20 protein-coding genes are annotated in these 21236 nt (G+C 38.8%); 5 read left to right on the top strand and 15 right to left on the bottom strand.

Annotated features, from left to right (window positions below):
• Positions 1 to 830: 830 nt before the first annotated feature.
• The 10 genes from MWU82_RS20640 to MWU82_RS20595 form a co-directional block, all read right to left on the bottom strand.
• Positions 831 to 1352: a 5'(3')-deoxyribonucleotidase gene (locus MWU82_RS20640; protein ID WP_215948763.1), complete on the bottom strand. Its 522-nt coding sequence runs from the start codon at positions 1350 to 1352 to the stop codon at positions 831 to 833.
• A gap of 186 nt (positions 1353 to 1538) precedes the next feature.
• Positions 1539 to 1775, bottom strand: a complete 237-nt coding sequence (locus tag MWU82_RS20635; protein ID WP_215948762.1) for a DUF6095 family protein — start codon at positions 1773 to 1775, stop codon at positions 1539 to 1541.
• Positions 1776 to 1808: 33 nt separating this feature from the next.
• Positions 1809 to 2642, bottom strand: a complete 834-nt coding sequence (locus MWU82_RS20630) for a DUF4249 family protein (protein WP_247097753.1) — start codon at positions 2640 to 2642, stop codon at positions 1809 to 1811.
• 4 nt (positions 2643 to 2646) lie between these two features.
• Entirely contained in the window at positions 2647 to 5022 is a 2376-nt protein-coding gene (locus tag MWU82_RS20625) for a TonB-dependent receptor (RefSeq protein WP_247097752.1), read from the bottom strand.
• Positions 5023 to 5146: 124 nt separating this feature from the next.
• A complete protein-coding gene (locus MWU82_RS20620; protein WP_247097751.1) occupies positions 5147 to 7366 on the bottom strand; it encodes an NADP-dependent isocitrate dehydrogenase in 2220 nt (739 codons plus the stop codon).
• A gap of 688 nt (positions 7367 to 8054) precedes the next feature.
• The gene (gene rplS / locus MWU82_RS20615; RefSeq protein WP_103440983.1) at positions 8055 to 8405 is read right to left on the bottom strand and encodes a 50S ribosomal protein L19; all 351 of its coding nucleotides are present in this window, start codon (positions 8403 to 8405) and stop codon (positions 8055 to 8057) included.
• 246 nt (positions 8406 to 8651) lie between these two features.
• Positions 8652 to 9329 (bottom strand): tRNA (guanosine(37)-N1)-methyltransferase TrmD, encoded by a 678-nt coding sequence (gene trmD / locus MWU82_RS20610; RefSeq protein WP_215948758.1) that lies wholly within the window; start codon positions 9327 to 9329, stop codon positions 8652 to 8654.
• 181 nt (positions 9330 to 9510) lie between these two features.
• Complete coding sequence (locus MWU82_RS20605; protein ID WP_247097750.1) at positions 9511 to 10131, bottom strand: tRNA (guanine-N1)-methyltransferase; 621 nt, start codon at positions 10129 to 10131, stop codon at positions 9511 to 9513.
• 142 nt (positions 10132 to 10273) lie between these two features.
• Entirely contained in the window at positions 10274 to 11722 is a 1449-nt protein-coding gene (locus MWU82_RS20600; protein ID WP_215948764.1) for a glyceraldehyde-3-phosphate dehydrogenase, read from the bottom strand.
• A 116-nt stretch (positions 11723 to 11838) separates the two neighbouring features.
• Positions 11839 to 13233: a trypsin-like peptidase domain-containing protein gene (locus MWU82_RS20595; protein ID WP_215946270.1), complete on the bottom strand. Its 1395-nt coding sequence runs from the start codon at positions 13231 to 13233 to the stop codon at positions 11839 to 11841.
• Positions 13234 to 13359: 126 nt separating this feature from the next.
• Between MWU82_RS20595 and dapF the strand changes: the two genes are divergently transcribed.
• The 4 genes from dapF to MWU82_RS20575 all read left to right on the top strand — a co-directional run bounded on the left by dapF (position 13360) and on the right by MWU82_RS20575 (position 16483).
• A complete protein-coding gene (gene dapF, locus MWU82_RS20590) occupies positions 13360 to 14142 on the top strand; it encodes a diaminopimelate epimerase (RefSeq protein ID WP_215946269.1) in 783 nt (260 codons plus the stop codon).
• Positions 14129 to 14653 carry a GNAT family protein gene (locus tag MWU82_RS20585; RefSeq protein ID WP_215946268.1) on the top strand — a complete coding sequence of 175 codons (525 nt, stop codon included), beginning with the start codon at positions 14129 to 14131 and terminating at the stop codon, positions 14651 to 14653. The genes dapF and MWU82_RS20585 overlap by 14 nt, the downstream gene beginning before the upstream one ends.
• Positions 14653 to 15696 carry an endolytic transglycosylase MltG gene (mltG, locus tag MWU82_RS20580; protein ID WP_247097749.1) on the top strand — a complete coding sequence of 348 codons (1044 nt, stop codon included), beginning with the start codon at positions 14653 to 14655 and terminating at the stop codon, positions 15694 to 15696. Before MWU82_RS20585 ends, mltG begins: the two co-directional genes overlap by 1 nt.
• Before the next feature lie 157 nt (positions 15697 to 15853).
• Positions 15854 to 16483, top strand: a complete 630-nt coding sequence (locus tag MWU82_RS20575; RefSeq protein ID WP_215946266.1) for a hypothetical protein — start codon at positions 15854 to 15856, stop codon at positions 16481 to 16483.
• A 52-nt stretch (positions 16484 to 16535) separates the two neighbouring features.
• Here the strand turns inward: MWU82_RS20575 and MWU82_RS20570 are convergent, their stop codons facing one another.
• Genes MWU82_RS20570 through dnaA form a run of 3 tightly spaced genes read right to left on the bottom strand, consistent with a single transcriptional unit; the run spans position 16536 to position 19165 of the window.
• Positions 16536 to 17258: an SAM-dependent methyltransferase gene (locus MWU82_RS20570; RefSeq protein WP_215946265.1), complete on the bottom strand. Its 723-nt coding sequence runs from the start codon at positions 17256 to 17258 to the stop codon at positions 16536 to 16538.
• A gap of 10 nt (positions 17259 to 17268) precedes the next feature.
• The gene (locus tag MWU82_RS20565; protein WP_247097748.1) at positions 17269 to 17727 is read right to left on the bottom strand and encodes a low molecular weight protein-tyrosine-phosphatase; all 459 of its coding nucleotides are present in this window, start codon (positions 17725 to 17727) and stop codon (positions 17269 to 17271) included.
• Between the two features lie 13 nt (positions 17728 to 17740).
• Positions 17741 to 19165 (bottom strand): chromosomal replication initiator protein DnaA, encoded by a 1425-nt coding sequence (gene dnaA, locus MWU82_RS20560; RefSeq protein WP_111625544.1) that lies wholly within the window; start codon positions 19163 to 19165, stop codon positions 17741 to 17743.
• Positions 19166 to 19364: 199 nt separating this feature from the next.
• On the opposite strand from dnaA, the gene MWU82_RS20555 reads away from it, so the two are divergent.
• Positions 19365 to 19763 carry a thioesterase family protein gene (locus MWU82_RS20555; protein WP_215946263.1) on the top strand — a complete coding sequence of 133 codons (399 nt, stop codon included), beginning with the start codon at positions 19365 to 19367 and terminating at the stop codon, positions 19761 to 19763.
• Here the strand turns inward: MWU82_RS20555 and MWU82_RS20550 are convergent.
• Positions 19752 to 20363 carry a YigZ family protein gene (locus MWU82_RS20550; protein WP_247097747.1) on the bottom strand — a complete coding sequence of 204 codons (612 nt, stop codon included), beginning with the start codon at positions 20361 to 20363 and terminating at the stop codon, positions 19752 to 19754. The two genes, MWU82_RS20555 and MWU82_RS20550, sit on opposite strands and share 12 nt — an antisense overlap.
• Before the next feature lie 9 nt (positions 20364 to 20372).
• A complete protein-coding gene (locus MWU82_RS20545; protein ID WP_247097746.1) occupies positions 20373 to 21236 on the bottom strand; it encodes a DMT family transporter in 864 nt (287 codons plus the stop codon).

Below are 21236 nucleotides of genomic sequence, written 5' to 3'. Positions count from 1 at the left end.
CCCACCCCTTACCATTCCGAACAGGGAAGTTAAGCCCGTCTGCGCCGATGGTACTGCTACACCAAGTGGGAGAGTAGGCCGCCGCCTTTTTTTGAGAGTCCCTTCATCACCAGATGAGGGGACTTTTTTTTGTACTATATCCAACACAGGGCACGCCGCTGGCGTGATCGGTTCCTGCTTCCATGTCCACTGCACTTCGTTAGTGCCCATGGGCTGTCATTGAATGCACGCCGCTGGCGTGATCAGTTCCAGCATCCGTTCCTGCTTTGCTACGCTTGCAGTAACGGGCTGTCATTGAATAGGCCGCCGCCTTTTTTTGAGAGTCCCTTCATCATCAGATGAGGGGACTTTTTTTTTGTGCTATATCCAACACAGGGCACGCCGCTGGCGTGATCGGTTCCTGCTTCCATGTCCACTGCACTGCGTTAGTGCCCATGGGCTGTCATTGAATGCACGCCATTTGCGTGATCGGTTCCAGCATCCGTTCCTGCTTCGCTACGCTTGCAGTAACGGGCTGTCCTTGAATAGGCCGCCGCCTTTTTTTGAGAGTCCCTTCATCATCAGATGAGGGGACTTTTTTTTGTACTATATCCAACACAGGGCACGCCGCTGGCGTGATCAGTTCCAGTAGCCGTTCGTACTGCGCAGCGTTTGTACCTAGGGACGGTCATTATTAGGTTTGCTAAGCAATCGGTACATTGAACAATTGCTACATTTTCAAATCGACCCATCTTCAAATCATCAAATCATTCAGTTTCCAAATCACCCAATTGATACATTGCTACATTAAATTATTGGTACATTTCCTTTATCGAGTGCACATTAAATACTTATAGCAGTAAATTCCCTACTTCCAACCAATTGTCGGCACGTTCATATCCTTTGGTGTGTATATTGTGAGGAGAGGTAAACAATATTTTCCTTCCCTGGAAATGCTCTAGATTGTAGCTGCGATCATCTATCAAAATATCTCCATTTAGAATATGCTTGCTACCACAGAGGATTCTATTTCTCCAATGTATAAAAGGGAAATGTTCATCCAACCAATCGCTTTTCTCCCTTAATGAATTGGGATATTCCATAGCGGCTGAGGCTACGTAAAGATCATATTTCAAAGAGAGTTCCTTTAAAACCTCTTTGCTGTCCTTGATGGGCTCCAGTGTTCTGAAGAAACCATCTGTTCTAGCATGGCTTCTTACGCTAAGTTGTCGTTCTTCGGGAACACTTTGCCAAACCTCCCGGCCCATACAGTCCAATTCGGTAAGGTTTTCATTAAATTCCGCATTGTAAAGTGTTATGTGTGCGTTATACGCATCAGCGAACACTTCGTCCATATCTACAAATAAGGTCATTGAATTAGTTTTTAAATACGAAAATAACCATTTTCCTTGGAAGACCGGAACGATTATGATTGGGTTATAATAGGATAAAGATTAGGAAGGGATTAATTAACGCTGGGGTACATTTATACTGAACGTCAGATTTATTTAGCAAAAAAAAGGTGCTGTAGGGCTTATAGTATTAAAGGACGGTAAAAATTAATCTTGCTTGTTATCCTTGTTGAAGAGGGCATCCATAATTAATTTCATACTATAAAAGCCAAGGCTAATAGCGGCAATGGCTAGAATAAGACCAACAATCAAGACTGGCCAATATAATGGGTGACCTTGATTTTTAAAGGCCTGATATATTACTATGGGGGCAGTGAACATTAGGGCAATGGTATAGGCAATATATTTTAATCCTTTTAATAATAGGGCTTTATTTGTTCTCATAATTTTAATCTTGGACAGGCTTAATTATATAGATTATTTTTTTATTATAAGTGTATCCGAAAACGTCTCGCATATGGCAAAATAACCCAATGCAAAATTGTTTTTACTGGTATTGTCATTGTTACCTGTATTAGTCACATTAATAATATTCCCCTTAACTGTAGTGGCAGGAGTACTAAAGGGGCCGTTATCCGCTCCACTTTGTTGAATCAATTGGTTCATATAATTAAAAAAGTCCTGATCTATGCCTAAAATACTAATTGTTACCAATCTTTCATCTTCCAATTCACTTTCGTAAAAAAACGAAAATTGAAATCGCTTTCCCTGATAAAATTCATCTTCGCTCACCAAATACTCGCCGAAATCAAAATCGAACAAATAGTAATCATCCCGTTCCCCATTATCTGTGAAGGTAATAATTACTTCCGTTTCATCGTCTCCAAACAAAGTAGTTGTTCCCTGTTCCAAGGAGTCCAAGGGAACGGCAGGAACGTATTTGGTTGTGGCCAAATAGGTTTGGCCACCATATTGAATATTAAGTTCCAATTCCCCTTGGGTCAATTCCTGCAAATCCCATTCATTTTCATAAACACCGGTATCAGGAATGGATTCTTCCAAAGTTAAAATAGCACCGGATTCCGTATTTGTGAGGGTGATTTCCTGTAGTTGGGCGGGCATTACCTCATCAAAGAATGAACTTGTTAGACTGGCCCTTATTTGGACCAATACGGATGGGTTGTCCATATCTTCCAACCTGATCAAGGCATCAATAACTAATCTAGGTTCTTCTGTAGGAAGGTCTACTTCAATTACATCCTGACACCCAAAGGTTATAAAACACGAGATTAAAACTATAATGTTCTTCATTTCTTTAGAATTTGATGTTATAGGTGGCGGCGGGTACCAAACCAAAAATTGAGGTCCGGACTGCTTCATTCACCCCTGTGTCCCCATTTCGACTGAAACCGATAGAGGCGGCATTTCTTCTGTTGTATAGGTTGTAAATACTAAAAACCCATTCCGATTTTAATTTCCTGTCCTTGTTTTTTCGGGGGGTAAGTGTGGCCGAAAAATCAATTCTGTGATATGCAGGCAGTCGTTGTTTGTTTCTAAGGCCGTAATAAGGAACTGCTAAATTTTGAAATTCGAATTGGCCTATGGGATAATTGGTAGGTTGCCCGGTCTGGAAAACAAAATTGCTGTTAAAGCTCCACTTTTCATTTAGTTCGTAATTTACATAGAGGGAAAAATCATGGGTCTTGTCATAGGGAGTGTTGTACCAATTTCCTGAATTAATACCTGTTTCCGAAGCATTACGCCCAGGGGTCCTTTGCTCCGATTTGGACAGGGTGTAGGCCAGCCAACCTTCAAATCTATCCCTGTTTTTTCTCAAAAGCAGCTCAAATCCATAAGCCCTTGCCTCTCCGTTCAGGATTACCTGCTCTATGGCATCATTGGCAATTAAATTGGCACCGTCTATATAGTCTATTCTATTTTGGATATCCTTATAAAAAACTTCGGTTTCCAAGGAATAATCTCCGTCCTTCAGATTTTTGAAATATCCCAATGCATACTGGTCCAATAATTGTGGTTTTATAAAGGGTCCGCTTGGGGTCCAAACATCGAGTGGAGTAGGGGAACTGGTATTGGAAAGCAGGTGAAGATATTGTGTTAATCTTGTATAACTAGCTTTTATGGAATTGTCGGGATTAATCGTATAGGCTAATGCCAAACGGGGCTCCAAATTGGTAAAGGTCGCTAATTTCTCACTGCGTTTCGGATATATAACACTTACTGGATCCGCTTCTTTATATATTTGTAGTAAGGGGTCAAAATAAACTGGATTGTCATTTTCATAAACATTTAGTTCATCCTGTCCGAAGCGTATGAAGTTACTGAGACGTAATCCGTACTGTAAACTTAATTTATCAGTAATATCCTGTTCAATATCTACATATAAAGCAAATTCATTGGCATATTTTTGGATCAATTGATTTTCAATTATTCCCGATTCCGAATCACTGGGTTCTATCTTGCCAGGATTAAAGCGATAATATATGTTATTGATACCATAGTTTACCTGAAAATTATTGCTCAAATAATGTTTGAAATCGTATTTCAGATTAAAATTTTGAATTCCCGAATTCCATTTAAAACCAACAAAATCCAGTTTTAAACCGTAGTAATAGTCAGAATATATCAAAGACAAATTAGAGAATAGTTTGTCCGAGAATAAATGGTTCCACCTAAAATTAAGTACAGCATTGCCATAGGTATTCACAAAGCTGTCACTTATGCTAAAGACATCCCTGCCAAAATATCCAGATAAATAAATATTGTTGCGCTCATTTAACTTGAAATTTAATTTCGTATTTAAATCGTAGAAATAGGCTGTGTTATCTATATCGAAAAGCGGAAGGAATAAATGGGCGTAAGATGCCCTGCCACCGATAAGAAATGCGGCTTTGTCCCTAATTATGGGTCCCTCTACCAAGAGCCTGCTGGCCACTGCACCAATGCCACCGTTAACTTTTACTTCTTTGCTGTTCCCTTCTTTTTGAAAAATCTCCAATACCGAAGAAAGCCTACCTCCGTAACGGGAAGGGATACCTCCTTTGAATAATTTTACATCCTTTATGGCATCTGGGTTAAAAACGGAGAAGAAGCCAAATAAGTGGGAGGAATTGAAAATAGTGGCCTCGTCCAACAGAATAAGGTTTTGGTCTACGGCACCTCCCCTTACATTGAATCCTGATGCTCCTTCGCCAGCGTTGCTAACTCCAGGTAAAAGGAGTATGGATTTTATAATATCGGCCTCTCCTAGAATTACCGGTATTTTTTTTATGGTTTCTACAGAAAGGGAGTTAACGCTCATCTGAGGTTTTCGGATATTTAATTTTTCAATATCCTCAGTAACCACTACCTCTTCCAATTGCTCTGCAACTTCAAGTAACTGGAAATTTATTTTTTGATCGAAGGACAGATCAATAGTTTGGTTAATATCTTGGTATCCCAAAGAGCTTATTTGGAGCTCATAGCTTCCTTTTGGTAGTGTAATGGAATAGAAACCGTATTCATTGGTAATAACGCCTGTGCTTAAAGATGGCACAGCAACTGTGACACCTATCAGAGTCTCGTTACTTGCTATTTCGGTTATTGTACCACTAAGGGTGAAGCGTTCTTGAGAAAATAGATTTAAAGAAAATAGTATTAGTAAATAAAACGGCAAACATGTAATTTTTCCCATTTATAGCATTTTTATCTAAATGTATAGATATTTTCCTTGAGGAAAAAAAAGTTTGCCATCTCTTAAAGCAAAATGACCTTTCCAACATGTGAAAAGGTCATTTTAAATATGAAAAAAAAATCGTTTAAATAGATTCCAAAATGGAATTGAATGTAGTACTTGGTCTCATGGCTTTACTTATCAAATTTGGGTCCGGTAAATAATAACCTCCAATATTGATAGCGGCACCTTGAGCATCGTTCAACTGTTTCAAAATCTCGTCCTTGCTTTTGGAAAGTTTTTCGGCAATAGGAGTGAAAACGGTTTTAAGTTCCTGGTCCTTATTTTGTTCCGCCAAAGCATTGGCCCAATACAGTGCTAGGTAAAAATGGCTTCCTCTATTGTCCAACTCGCCAACTTTTCTTGAAGGGGATTTGTCGTTTTCCAAAAATTGTTCGGTAGCCTTATCCAAAGCATCTGCAAGGATTATAGCTTGATTATTGTTGTTTTTTTCACCAAAAAACTCCAAAGATACTCCAAGGGCCAAGAATTCTCCCAAAGAGTCCCATCGTAAGTGGCCTTCGGATAAAAACTGTTCTACGTGTTTTGGGGCGGAGCCACCTGCACCGGTTTCAAAAAGTCCACCACCGTTCATAAGGGGAACAATGGATAACATTTTTGCACTGGTACCAACTTCCAGAATAGGAAAAAGATCCGTTAAATAATCTCTTAGGACATTGCCGGATACGGATATGGTATCCTTTCCATCTTTAAGTCTTTGCAATGTAAACACCGTGGCTTTTTCCGGAGACATTATCCTTATGTCCAATCCCGAAGTATCATGATCGGCCAAATAAGTATTTACTTTTTTAATCAATTCAAAATCATGGGCCCTGTTCTCATCCAACCAAAATATGGCAGGGATATTGGTAGCCCTAGCTCTGGATACGGCAAGTTTGACCCAGTCTTGGATAGGAGCATCCTTTGCCTGGCACATTCTCCAAATATCGCCTTCCTCTACATTGTGCTCAATTAGAACATTGCCGGTATTGGTATCCACTACAGAAACCTTACCATTGGCCTTAATTTCAAAAGTTTTGTCATGGGATCCGTATTCTTCGGCTTTTTGGGCCATTAATCCTATATTGGGTACTGTCCCCATGGTTGTAGGGTCAAAGGCGCCATGTTTTTTGCAGAAGTTGATAGTCTCGGTATAAATTCCGGCATAACTACTATCCGGGATTACTGCCTTGGTATCCTGAGCTTTTCCATTGGAATCCCACATTTTACCGGAATTACGAATCATGGCCGGCATGGAGGCATCAATAATGACATCACTTGGCACATGTAAGTTGGTAATCCCCTTATCTGAATTTACCATGGCCAAGGCAGGACCTTGATTAATAGTATTTTCGATATCCGATTCTATTTGTTTTCTTTCAGAATCGGGAAGACTCTTTATTTTTTTAAGTAAAATCTCAAGACCATCATTGGCATTGACATCAATTTTCTTAAATGTAGCGCTGTGCTTTTTAAAAACATCGGCAAAGAATACCTTAACTACATGACCAAAAATAACGGGGTCAGAAACCTTCATCATAGTAGCTTTCAAGTGCACGGAAAACAAAACGCCCTTCTCTTTGGCGTCTTTAACCTGCTCTTGTAGGAATTTTATTAGCGCATTTTTACTCAATACGGTGGCATCTATTATTTCGCCTTCCAGAAGTTTAATACTTTCCTTTAGTAAAGTCTTGGTGCCATCTGTTTGTGTGAGTTCTATTTTTATGGAAGTAGCTTTGTCAAGGGTAACAGATTTCTCGTTGGATTTAAAATCGCCATGCGACATGGTGGCCACATGTGTTTTGGAATCTGCGCTCCAGGCACCCATGGAATGAGGATGCTTCTTGGCGTAATTTTTAACCGCCCTTGGGGCTCTACGATCCGAGTTGCCTTCCCGTAAAACAGGATTAACGGCGCTTCCTTTTATTTTGTCATACCTGGACTTAACATCTTTCTCAACATCATTTTTTGGGTTATCCGGATAGTTTGGAATGTTATATCCCTTACTTTGTAATTCTGCTATGGCCTCGTTCAATTGAGGAGCGGATGCACTTACATTTGGAAGTTTTATAATGTTGGTTTCAGGCATTTTGGCCAAATTTCCCAATTCTACCAAATCGTCTGAAATCTGCTGTTCCTTTTCTAAATAATCAGGAAATACAGCAATTATTCTACCGGCCAGGGAAATATCCTTAAGTTGGACATCTATTCCGGCTGTCTTTGTAAATGCCTTAATAATAGGTAGAAATGATTGTGTTGCTAATGCAGGGGCTTCGTCTGTTTTGGTATATAAAATTTTTGGCATTATAATTTAGTTTTTTAAGTTTAAGCGGAGCAAATATACAATTTTAAAAATGCCAAATAAACTGGGAAGGACTATAAAATTACCTAAATGTAAACTCAGAAAGTAAGGGGGGTAATATTCTTTATATTGAAGTTGATATTATATCAAAAATAAAAGCCATATCATTGTATAACTACCTTGATATGGCTTTCTAGAAATAGTTTACAAACTTGTTGTTTTGTCTTTTTTACAAAACGGCAACCATTGATTGCATTTGCGTCGCTATTTCAACGTTTGAAACATTTTATTCTTAATAATACAACCAAGAGACAAAGATGTTTCTCCTCAATGTTTAAATATTTGGTATTCTTAATGTACAACCTAGATCTTACATTAATAATATCACAATATTCACAAATCTATCAACTTACACAAGCAAGTCAATAGCTAGAATGCAATCTATAATGTAAAACACTACAGAAGGACAAATAACAATGAGATAAAGAACGTAAACTTTATGTGACATTCATTAATCCGTGTAACGAATTACCAGCCACATATTAAAAGTAGGGAATTTTTATTCAATAAACAAATTTTGTAACAATTTTATTATCAACATATTATGAACTATTGTTTTGAACAAATGTTCATAAATGAAAAAGCATCCTTACGATGGTAAGGATGCTTTTGAATAAATTCTATAAGCTTATTAAGAGCGAACCTCTTTAATTCTAGCTTTTTTACCGGTAAGACCTCTAAAGTAGAAAATACGTGATCTTCTAACCTTACCTTTTTTATTGACTTCTATTTTTTGTAAAGCAGGCATATTTATTGGGAATATACGCTCTACACCTACAGTACCTGACATTTTACGGATTGTAAATGTTTCGGTAGCTCCGGTTCCCCTTCTTTGAATAACAACACCTTTAAAAAACTGTGTTCTTGTTTTTTCACCTTCCTTAATTTCATAGTACACGGTAATAGTGTCCCCAGCTGAAAATTTTGGAAAATCTTTTTTAGGAATAAATTCGTTTTCTACAAATTTTAATAACTCTTCCATCGTTTTTAATTATTATTTACTTAAGCCAACTTTCACGATTATCGTCAGAGGTTGATTTAATGGAGTGCAAAATTAATCTAATATTTATAACTTACAAGTGATTGAGCGTTTTTTATCGTTAATCCGCTTCAAAAAAATCATCCTAATTAAAGTTTTTCTTTTATTTGAAATCAATGGGAATTATACACATTGAAGGAACCTTAAATATTTCCCGTAGAAGGTCCCGAAAAAAAAGTGGTATCAAGGCTAGTCCTTAAGTAGGTCCGGACGCAGCTGCTCAGTTCTCTTATACGCTTCGTCTTCTCGCCAGGTTTCTATTTTCGGAAAATTTCCGCTCAACAGAATATCGGGTACTTTATGGCCTTTGTATTCAGCTGGCCTAGTGTATACTGGGGGTGCAAGCAAGTTATCCTGAAATGTGTCTGTAAGCGCAGAGGTTTCGTTGTTCAATACACCCGGTATTAGTCTAATAACGGTATCACATAGCACGGCAGCACCCAATTCGCCCCCGGACAAGACGTAATCGCCTATGGATATTTCCTTGGTAACAAATACGTCCCTGACCCGTTGGTCCACACCCTTGTAGTGGCCACATAGAATAATTACATTATTTAATAAAGACAGGCCATTGGCCATTTTCTGATTCAAAGTCTTTCCGTCCGGGGTCATATAGATGACTTCATCATACTCCCGTTGACTTTTTAAGGTTGAAATACATTTGTCAATGGGCTCTATCATCAAGACCATTCCTGCGCCGCCCCCAAACTGATAATCATCTACCTGATTGTAACTTTTATCCGTATAATCCCTTAGGTTATGCATGTGGACTTCAACAATCCCTTTGTCTATAGCTCGTTTTAAAATGGAAGCTTCAAAGGGACTTTTAAGTATTTCGGGAACTACTGTAATTATATCTATACGCATGGGAAAATCAATAACAATTAATGTTTTTTACAGGGCGGGCTCAAAAGTAGTAAAAATAGACGCAATCCTTCGCGCTATTTTGTTTTTGCCAAACACAATTAACTCAAGAGCTAAAAGAAAAAGCCCCTAAAAAGGAGCTTTTAAAATTCCAAAGTCAAAAATCCATAAGGTTTCCCTTAAATTATTTGGATTTTTTATGCTTATTGATCTCGTCCTGGAGCTGTCTACTAATTTTCTGTTCCCTTTCCAATGCCCTTCTTCTGTGGTCCTCATATTCGGTTTCCACTTCCGCAAGCGTCGATTTGGCTTCCTGGGTAAGAATATTGCTATTTCTGAATTTATAGATAAAAAATAATAAAAACAGTAATAGGCCAGCTATTATGGTCCAAAGAATAAAATTGTAAGTGCTTTTGGCCACCAGAATACCTAGGAAAGACATGCTATCCTTCTCCTCGGTAACCTCGGAAAGATTATTGGTAGTCTCTTCCAATTTTTTGTTCAGGGATTCAATTGTTTCTACATGACCGGCAATGGTGCCGTTTAGTTCATTGACCTTTTTATTGAAGGCATTAATGGAATCCAATACATTTTGTCTCAGTTTTCCCAAGTTAAACTCCTTTACCACCTCGTATCTTACCCCATCGGCTCTGTAATTGCCAGATTTTTTGGAGATATATTCGAATTGGGAGCTAATAGGACCTTGGTCCAAGGAAAGTTTATCGTCCTCCTCGGATTCCTGTGCAAAGTGTAGGTTAAATGACAATAGAGCCATTACGATAAAGAGTAATTTCGAAATTTTCATTTATGTAATTCTTATTGTTAATAATGATTTAGAGAGGGCTAAAATACTTTAATATTCCCAATTATTAAAAAAAGGGATAAGACGTACCTTAACTAAATAGAATAACCCACAATTTTCTATATTATTATATATTGATAAAATTTTAATAATAGGTGTACCTACGAACCTTCGCAATGTATTTGGCAAGGCGAATTACTTGGTGGGAATATCCAAATTCATTATCATACCAAATATAGAGCACAAGATTCTTTCCATCTTCCGATACTATGGTTGCCGTACTGTCATAAATTGCAGGCGCAGAAGTCCCAACTATGTCCGTTGATACCAATTCATTGCTCAAGGAATACTTTATTTGTTCCACCAAATCGCCTTCCAATGCATATTTCTTAATAATGGTGTTCAATGCCGCCTTTGAAGTTTTGTTGTTGATCTCCAGGTTTAATATCGCCAAAGAGCCGTTAGGTACCGGTACCCTAATGGCATTCGATGTTAACCTGCCAATGAGTTGTGGTAGGGCTTTGGCCACTGCTTTTCCGGCCCCTGTTTCCGTAATTACCATATTTAGGGCCGCAGCCCTGCCGCGTCTGTATTTACCGTGCATGTTATCTACCAAATTTTGATCGTTGGTATAGGCGTGAATAGTTTCAATATGTCCTTTTTTTATTCCCAAAGAATCATCCACCACTTTCAGTATTGGAGTTATAGCATTGGTCGTGCAAGAGGCGGCAGAAAATATTTTAATGCTGTCCGGATCAAATTCCAAATGGTTGACTCCATGAACTATATTGGGAATCTCTTTGCCAGGTGCAGTAAGTAGCACTTGACTGCTCCCTTGGGACCTCAAGTGCCTACTTAGGGCTTCTTTGTCCCTGAAGGCTCCAGTGTTGTCTATTATCAGTGCGTTGGCAATCCCGTATTGGGTATAGTCGATGTCCTCCGGACTATCTGCCTCAATAATATGAACAGTGGTGCCATTAATGGACATAGCTTTGTTTTTAAAGTCGATATCCACTGTCCCCATAAATTGCCCGTGCACGGAATCTGTACGTAATAAATTGGCTCTCTTTTCCAAAATTTCCGGCGTTATGGGTCCTCGGGTAACTATTGCCCTTAATCTCAACTGATTTCCTTTGCCAGTTTTAGCCATTAATTCCCTGGCCAATAATCTGCCTATTCGTCCAAAACCATATAACACCACATCTTTGGGTATTATTTCATTCATGGAATTGGCGCTTTTAAGCTTGTCCAAGACAAACGCTTTTACATTGCCGTAATTATTGTCATTGGAATGATATTCATAGGTGAGTTTTCCAATATCCAATTTAGAAGGAGGTAATTGTATATCGTTTATAGTTCGCAATATTTCGACCGAATCGAAAATTGATATCGGTTTTTGAACAAATTCGCCTGCATATTCATGTAGGTTTATAATGTCGCTAACGTTCTTGTCTATTACCTGATTTTTAAAAAGAACAATTTCTATGGATTTGTCGTACCATAAATCACTTGCAATTTTAATGAACTCGGTGGTGGCCTTCCTTCTGTCTGCTTGAAAGGCCAATTCCTTTTCATAAAGCTTAATAGCGCTCATAGGTTGATGTTGATTTGTTGGATTTTTGGCAAAATTATAGATTTCAAACGTTTTCGTAAAAAAATAAGGCATAAAAAAAGCGCTCCGATCGGAGCGCTTTTTTTATGCTTTGACTTTTATTGAATTATCAGTCGTTCTTTCTCTCCTTTTTTATTCAACATGGTAATACTTGCTCTGTCATACCTGGAGATTTTACCAAACTTGTTTTTGGCATCCTGTATATTGTTTATTTCCTCATCCCCAAAAGAAAGCAAAACTTTTCCTTCAAAACCATAATTTCTGTATGTTTCAGGGACTCCAATAATTTTAACGCCTTTCTTGGTCTTAAAAGTTTTTTTCTCATCCTCGGTCAAGTTTTTAACTTCAAAGCCAAGAACAGGGATAATGATCGTTTGCCTTTCCTTAAGCATCACTGGAAATTCCATTCGCTCATCACCACGTAAAATGGTAACCAAAAGCTCGTCTCCAGGCCTCTTGGAAGATATATAGCCTATAAGATCTGCAAATTTGTGAATTTCAACATTGTCTATGTTTTTAATAATGTCCCCTTCTTTCAAATCTGCATCAAAGGCACCTGAATCCTCCTCAACGCCAGCTATATAGACCCCGTCAATTTCATTTATTCCGTTTTCAACGGCATATGGACTGTTCATGGGTACGGTATTGATACCTAAGATGCCTTTCTGTACGTTGCCGTATTCCATAATGTCCTCCACTACTTTTTTTGCAATATTGCTGGGCACTGCAAAGGAATACCCTACATACGAACCTGTTTGTGAGGTAATGGCAGTGTTGATGCCTATAAGGTCGCCATTGGTGTTAACCAAGGCCCCGCCACTGTTACCAGGGTTTACGGCTGCATCGGTCTGAATAAATGACTGATCCAAACTGGCCAATGCCCTGGCTTTGGCACTAACGATCCCGGCGGTAACCGTGGACGTTAGATTAAATGGATTCCCTACGGCCAAGACCCATTCTCCTACCTTTGTATTGTCCGAATCCCCAAAAGCTAGATAAGGCAATTGCCTGTTAACATCTATTTTTATCAGGGCAATATCAGAATTAGGGTCGGTACCGATAAGTTCGGCATCGTAGGTTTTATTATTATTAAGAGTAACCTGCAGTTGATCCGCATTGGCAATTACGTGGTTATTGGTAACAATATAACCGTCCTGTGAGATTATTACACCAGAACCAGTACCCACCTGAGGGGTTTGACTTCCACTATAACCGTAGAAGTACTCCATGATGCTGGAAGGACCCTTGCTCACGGTAACATTTTTAACGTGTACCACTGCATTAACGGTGTTCTGGGCGGCCATAGTAAAATCTACTTCGTTAATACCCGCGCCCTTGGCAGAAGTTGGGGTGTAACTGGATGAAATCATCTTTGCCCCACTGTCCTCCTGTATAACTGCGTAATTTGGTTTCTCAAAAAAAAGTTTGTAAGCACCCAATGTAATAGCACCTGCAAAGACAGAGACCAATAATAAACTTCCAAATTTCTTCATAAAAACATTTTTTTAATTTGCTCAAGTAAAATTAACACAATTCTATAGCAATTATTTGGCTTTAACGAGTTTTTAACTGATAATAAAACCTTAATAAAATTATATATTTGCTTTATAAATTACAATATGCTACTAAATTTTTATAAGTACCAGGGAACGGGAAATGACTTTGTAATGATCGATAATCGCAAGGAATTTTTTCCAAAGGACAACGTTGGGTTGGTCTCTTTTTTATGCGACAGAAGATTTGGCATCGGTGCCGATGGACTCATCTTACTGGAAAATGATAAGGACACGGATTTTAAGATGGTCTATTATAATTCTGACGGTAGACAGGGTACCATGTGCGGTAATGGAGGCAGGTGTATTGTGGCCTTTGCCCATTTTTTAGGAGTTGTGGGCCAGAATACATCATTTATGGCGGTAGACGGACTTCATAATGCGACGATTGAAAATGGAATCGTTAGTTTGGAGATGCAGGACGTCAAAGAAATAAGGGAAAAGTCCAATTCTTTGTTTCTCAATACGGGTTCCCCACACCATGTTCAGTTGGTAGACGGACTTAAGGATTTTGATGTCCGTAAGGAAGGAGCTAAGCTTCGTTATGGGTTGTACGGGGAGCAGGGAAGCAATATTAACTTTGTAGATCAGGCAGGGGAAGATACCTTTAATGTAAGAACTTACGAGCGGGGAGTGGAGGATGAAACCTTTTCCTGTGGAACAGGGGTAACTGCGGTTGCCTTGGCCATGTACCATTCTGGCAAGACCAAAAGCGATTCCGTAAACATCGTTACCCCTGGAGGTAATTTGCAGGTGAAGTTTAAGGGCAATACAGATGGATACGATCAGATATGGTTGACAGGTCCGGCACAACTTGTTTTTAAAGGTGAGATAAATGTTGAGTCTTAGAGGAGAACAGGTTTACCTTAGGGCCTTGGAGCCCAAAGATTTGGATTTTCTGTATGATTTGGAGAACAATCCTGAAATATGGGAAATAAGTGGTACTACTGCACCCTATTCCAAACATGTATTGGAACTTTATCTGGAAAATGCTTATAAGGATATTTATGAAGTAAAACAATTGCGATTGTGTATTTGCAATTTGAAAGGTATCGTATTGGGATTAATAGATTTGTTTGATTTTGACCCCAAGAACTTGAGAGTGGGCATGGGGATAATTGTGAGCCGGAAGGTGGATAGAAATAAAGGGGTTGGCGCTGAAGCCGTAGAGTTACTTACCAATTATGCCTTTTTAGTATTGGGAATGAGACAGGTTTATGTAAATGTATTGGAGGAAAACGCTCCTAGTATACATTTGTTTTCAAAACTGGGGTTTGAAAAAGTTGGAATAAAAAAGGACTGGATTTACTCCAATGGAGTTTTCAAAAATGAAATCTTGTTTCAAAAGATAAATAGCTAATGTACATAAAGAAAATTTTATTGGTTATCGTTATTGTTGGAATGTTGGTGGGTGGTGCCTTCGCCTTTATGGTATACAGGGCCTTCTTTGTGCCAAATACAGAATTCAATAATGAAGTAGCCTATGTGTATATACCTTCAAATTCGGACTTCGAAGAAGTTAAGGCGATTGTGGGACCACTTTTGAAGGATTTGAAAACCTTTGAATCTGCAGCGGATAAAAAGGGCTATAGCGCCAATATAAAAGCAGGAAAATATGCCATTAAGAAGGGGATGAGCAATAATGATATTGTCAATTCCCTGAGAAGTGGCAATATTCCAGTAAAAGTTGCTTTTAACAATCAGGAGAACCTTGCGGATCTGGCAGGTAGAATATCCCTTCAGATCGAGGCGGATAGTACGGCTTTATTGAGTGCCTTTGGAGAGCTGGAATTTTTAAAAGCCAATGGGTTTAACGATAAAACTGCGCTTTCCATGTATATTCCCAACAGTTACGAGTTTTTCTGGAACACTTCAGCGGAGGGCTTTAGGGAAAGAATGTTGAAGGAGTACAAGAGGTTTTGGAACGAAGAACGCATAGCCAAGTCCAAATCCCTGGGTCTAAACTCCTCGCAGGTGATTACATTGGCATCCATTGTACATAAAGAGACGGCGAAAGTGGACGAGCGGCCTAGAGTGGCGGGTGTATATCTAAACCGATTGGCCAAGGGGATGTTGCTACAGGCAGATCCCACTGTGATTTATGCGATTAAATTACATACAGGAAATTTTGATACCATTATAAAAAGAGTGTTGTACAAGGATTTGGAATTGGATTCGCCCTATAACACTTATAAATATGCAGGTTTGCCTCCAGGACCAATTGCTATGCCCGATATTTCGGCCATAGATGCTGTTTTAAACCCTGAAAAGCATGACTACTATTACTTTGTGGCGAATGTAGAAGATTTTGGTTATCACAAGTTTGCAAAGACATTGGCGCAGCATAACCGCAATAAGGAGCAGTACGTCCGGTGGATAAACAGTCAAAAGATAAACCGGTAAACCAATGACCCTTATTTCGGTGTCATTTATCCAATAATCATAACATTTTGTACAAAGTTGCGTTAAAATAGGTCTGTTTTTAAAAAACGGGCATATCTTTGCGAAGTGAAATTTAAGCAAACCCTTTTTTGGTTGTAAGTCTTAAGAAAACAAATGTATGAGAAAGTGGACAAGTTATTTGTTCCCCGTTATCATGATTTTTATTCTTGTAAGTTATGGGTTTAAGCCATCTAAAATGGTGATTCCCGAGGCTTTTAGAGTAAATGGACCTACAGAAGTTTTGTTTCCCAAACACAGAACTGTATTAAAACCCACTATGGCTGCGCCGCCCTTTTTAGGTACATCCTACAACGGGTTTAAAGAGGCTTTAGCCTTTAAGGAATCTCAAGGAAATTATTTTACCACCAATGCCCTAGGCTATCTAGGAAAGTATCAATTTGGTATTGGTACCCTGGAGTTGCTAGGTGTTTACAACGCTACCTTATTTCTTAACGATCCAATTTTGCAGGAAAGGGTATTTCATACCAATCTTTCCAGAAATAAATGGATTCTGAGAAGGGATATTAAACGTTTTGTAGGCGTGGTAATTAATGGTCAGGAGATTACGGAATCGGGTATACTGGCGGCTGCACATTTGGCAGGAGCGGGGAATGTTAAGAAGTACTTACGGTCTTATGGGGAATTAAATGTGGATGATGACTTTGGGTCATCGGTTTCATATTACATCAAGAAATTCTCTGGTTACGACATATCCCATGTAACCCCCAAGAAAAATCCTAGAATATAAAGAATTTGTAATTATGAAAATGGAAAGGCCCTAACATATTGTTAGGGTTTTTTTATGCGTGAATTATAAAAATAGTTGGTCTCTTATGAAGGTCAACAGAAATTCTTTGCCAATCCATCACTTTTTTGGTTGCGATAAACTCTGTGGGCAATGTTATGTCGCAAGCAATGCAAACCAAAGTTTGGGGAGAAAGTGTTTTTATTAATTCGGCCAATAGTTTATCGTTTCTGTAAGGCGTTTCAATAAAAATCTGTGATTGATCAAAATCTCTGGATAGTTTTTCAAATTTCTTGATGCTCTTTTTTCTTTCCCCGGATTCGATCGGCAAATAGCCGTTGAAAGCAAAACTTTGACCGTTTAGCCCACTTGCCATTAAGGCCAATACAATAGAGGAGGGACCAACCAGTGGCACAACCTGTACTCCTTTTTGATGGGCAATACTTACGATATCTGCACCGGGATCCGCAATTCCCGGGCAACCAGCTTCCGATATAATACCTACATTATGGCCTTCAAAACAAGGATCTAAAAAAGTGGGAAGAATTTCTGGTTCCGTAAATTTGTTAAGTACGTTGATGTGTAAACTTGGCTGCGACTTTTTGGAACTTATCTTTTTTATAAAGTGCCTAGCCGTTTTTTCGTTTTCAACAATGTAATGATCAATTTGTTCAATGGTCCTTTTGATGGATATTGGCAGAACCTCCAAGGGTTCGTTATCTCCCAAGGTTGTTGGGATTAAATACAACTTTCCAATAGTGCCCATTGTTTGGTCCATAGGTATTAGATTATTTATGAATTATGTCCTGTGCAATAAGGCTGCATGCCGAATCAATTAAATGAAATATTTTTTCAAATCCATCTTCACCTCCGTAATAGGGGTCTGGAACTTCTTTGTTGGCCACATTTGATTTATGAAGTAATAAATTGACCTTGGCAATCTCGGTTTCATTTTCGGCCAGGGCAATTATGTTTTCGTAATTACTTCTGTCCATAGCGTATATCAGATCGAATTCGTCAAAATCTTTGGCTGTGAATTGCCTGCATCGCTGTTGGCTAATGTCGATACCATATTTTTTGGCAATTGATATAGACCTGCTATCCGGTTTTTTTCCAACATGATAACTGGCGGTACCCGCAGAATCCACCTGGATGGTTTCCTTGTCCAATTTGCTTTTCAGAATACCCTCGGCCAATGGTGACCTACATATATTCCCCAAACAGACCATAAGGACTTTGGTTCTCATGGCAGTGGAGGTATTAAGAAAACTTCTTTGTTAGGTCATCTATGTATTTTCGGAACTGCTTGTCGGTCTCTGCAAGGTTATCCACGGTCTTACATGCGTGTAGCACTGTAGCGTGGTCTCTTTTTCCGATTTGGGATCCAATACTTGCCAATGAGGCTTTGGTGAATTTTTTAGCAAAGAACATAGCCAATTGTCTGGCCTGTACAATATGTCTTTTTCTTGTTTTTGACTGTAGTGTGGCTACATCCATTTCAAAATAGTCGGAAACTACCTTTTGAATATAATCAATGGACACTTCCCTTTTGGTGTTTTTAACGAATTTCTCCACTACCAATTGGGCCAATTCCAGAGTGACTTCCTTTTTGTTGAAGGAAGATTGGGCAATTAAGGAAATTATTGCTCCTTCCAATTCCCTGATATTGGTTTTTATATGCTTGGCAACATAGTCTATGATGTCGTCGGGCATTTCCACACCGTCCCGATACAATTTGTTTTTTAAAATCGATATCCTAGTTTCGTAATCGGGTGTTTGGAGCTCAGCAGATAAACCCCATTTAAAACGGGAAAGCAAACGCTGTTCTATGTCCTGCATATCCACAGGGGCTTTGTCCGAGGTTAGGATTACCTGTTTGCCATTTTGGTGCAAATGATTGAAAATATGGAAGAAAACATCCTGTGTTCCGGATTTTCCCGATAAAAATTGTACGTCATCAATAATGAGCACATCGATCAACTGATAGAAATGTATAAAATCGTTTCTTGTGTTTTTCTTGACCGATTCAATATATTGTTGGGTAAATTTTTCAGCAGAGATATATAATACTGTCCTTTCTGGATATTTATCCTTGATCTCCACGCCTATGGCATGGGCCAAATGTGTTTTTCCTAAACCTACACCACCAAACACCAATAATGGATTAAAGGAGGTTCCCCCAGGTTTGTTGGCAACGGCCATACCAGCCGATCTTGCCAGTCTGTTGGAATCGCCTTCCAAGAAATTATCGAAATTATAACTTGGGTTTAATTGGGATTCAATCTTTATGTTTCTTATCCCTGGGATTACAAAGGGATTTTTTAATTCCGGATTTTTGGATTTTATGGCCACGTCCAATTCTTGGGGCTCTACATGGGATCTATTGGAACTAGGTATTTTTTCTGTAAAAGGTTCACGATTGCCATAGGTGTTTTCCATTTTAATGATGTACACCAATTTAGCAGTCTCACCCAATTCTTTGGTAAGGGCAACTTTTAATAATTTAACATAGTGTTCTTCCAGCCATTCATAAAAGAATTTACTGGGAACTTGAATGCTCAGGGCATTATCGGAAAGCTTAACAGGTTTTATTGGTTCGAACCAAGTTTTGAATGCCTGCGGTTGGATATTGTCTTTTATAAAGCCCAAACAATGGTTCCATACGGACGTTGCAGTAACACTCATTTTTAAAGTTTCTTTTTTTTTGGTTAGTGTAAATTACGGATGATATTCGGCCAGGTTAATTGGGACTATCAAGTGGGCAAATATGTGAACAAATATTCTAAAAAAAAAATCCAAAGTGGTTGAATTTTCTCTTTTTTTTTCTCATGTTGTACCACAGTATTTTCACACTTTTAAATATAAAGGTTTTACACGGAATAACATGGATTTTAATGAATTTTCTTTTAGGGTCAGGTATGGCGAAACAGATCAAATGGGCGTGGTTTATCATGGGAATTACGCGCAATATCTGGAGATGGGACGGGTTGAGTGGTTAAGGTCTATGGGCATTTCCTACAAAAAGATGGAGGAAAACGGAATAATGTTGCCTGTAATTTCTTTAAATATTTTATTTAAGAAATCGGCAGTGTACGACGATCTTTTAACGGTTACAACTTTTATCCGCAAGCGGCCTATGGTGAGAATAGAATTTGACTATGAGATACGAAATGAGGCCAAAGAGTTGTTAATAGAGGCCAACACGGTTCTGGCATTTATGGATATGAAAACCAATAAGCCCATAAAATGTCCAGATTATATTCTGGATAAGCTAGACATCTAGTTTTTTAATTTTCACGGGATACATTGCCGTGAAAATATTTTCGGTAAGTAGGGCATCGTTTTTCCTAACGGATATCTCAATTGTGCAATCCATTTCCATTTTCTGGGCAACAATTTCCATTTGATGCTGCTTTAAGGTTCGCATAACCTTGTCCATTTCCGAATATTCAAAACTAAGTATATATCGTTGCTGTAAAGTCTTTTCTATAATTTCCGCTGAATCCAGTGCCATTTGCGCAGCTGTTCTATAAGCAGATATTAAGCCGCCGACCCCTAGTTTGGTGCCGCCAAAGATACGGGCTACGGCTACTAGGACGTTGGTTACTCCAAAAGACTGTATTTGTCCGTATATAGGCATTCCTGCGGAATTATTGGGTTCACCATCGTCGTTGGCCCGGTAATTAATATCCTCAAACCCCAATTGCCAGGCATAGCAGACATGGTTGGCGGTATGGTGTTGTTTTTTTAACTCCTCAATAATGGGTTTTACCTCGTCCTCATGCTGTATTGGGTAGGCGTAACCAAAAAACTTGCTTTTGCGTTCTTTGAACAAAATTTCCTCCGAAGGTGCTTTTAAGGTTTTGTAAACGTCCAACTCCATATAGATATATTAAAAAAAAGCCACTAGGAAAATGCTGATAATGGCCAGTGTTATTCCCATCCAATTTTTGATGCTAATACGCTCCTTGAACAAAACAACCCCTAAAAGTGTAGAAAACATAACTATGGCTACATTGTTAATGGTAAAGACAGAGGCACTATTTAGGTTCTTGTGCTGTAGTGCGCGCAATAGGTAAAATATCGAAAAATAATTTAGAATGCCCAGGGTAATTCCTCCGATTGCAGTCGTTATATTGGGTGCTAACCGTTTCTTGAAGGACTTGATAACAATAAAGACAATGCCTGTACATGCGGCAGAACCAAAAACCACCGCTGAAAATAGCGGGAACTCCTCGTTTGGGACCAAGGTCTCCTCCAAATACTTAATACTGGTGTCTATTATCCCGGAACCAATAAAAACCAGAGCGGGCAGTATAATGATATTTTTTTTAAGCGGGATATCCTTTTCTTTTACAGATGCAAAGTATACGGCGGCCAAGGCCAATAGAATACCTATGGATTTTAAAGCTCCCAGTTTTTCATTATATACCAGCAAACCAAATATTACTGGTATTACCAAGGACATTTTTGTAGCAACCGATGCCACTGAGACTCCACTTTTTTGAGAGGTGGCGGCCATAAGGTTAAATACGACTATGAACAATACGCCCAATACCAAAGTTCCCAGAAACCATGGTTTCGCCGGAATGTCGAACAGTTCAATTTTTTTTTCATAAAAAAACATTCCTACTGCAGAGGCTACCACATAGTTGATTATGATGGCGTAAAGAGTCTGAATCTTATAGGTGTCGAACAATTTAAACACCACAAAAATTAAGCTGGAAAACAGAATACTTAATCCAAGGTCCAACAT

This window comes from Arenibacter sp. S6351L, from assembly GCF_023016025.1.
Lineage (GTDB): Bacteria > Bacteroidota > Bacteroidia > Flavobacteriales > Flavobacteriaceae > Arenibacter > Arenibacter algicola_B.
This window is presented reverse-complemented; position numbering and strand designations above follow the sequence as displayed.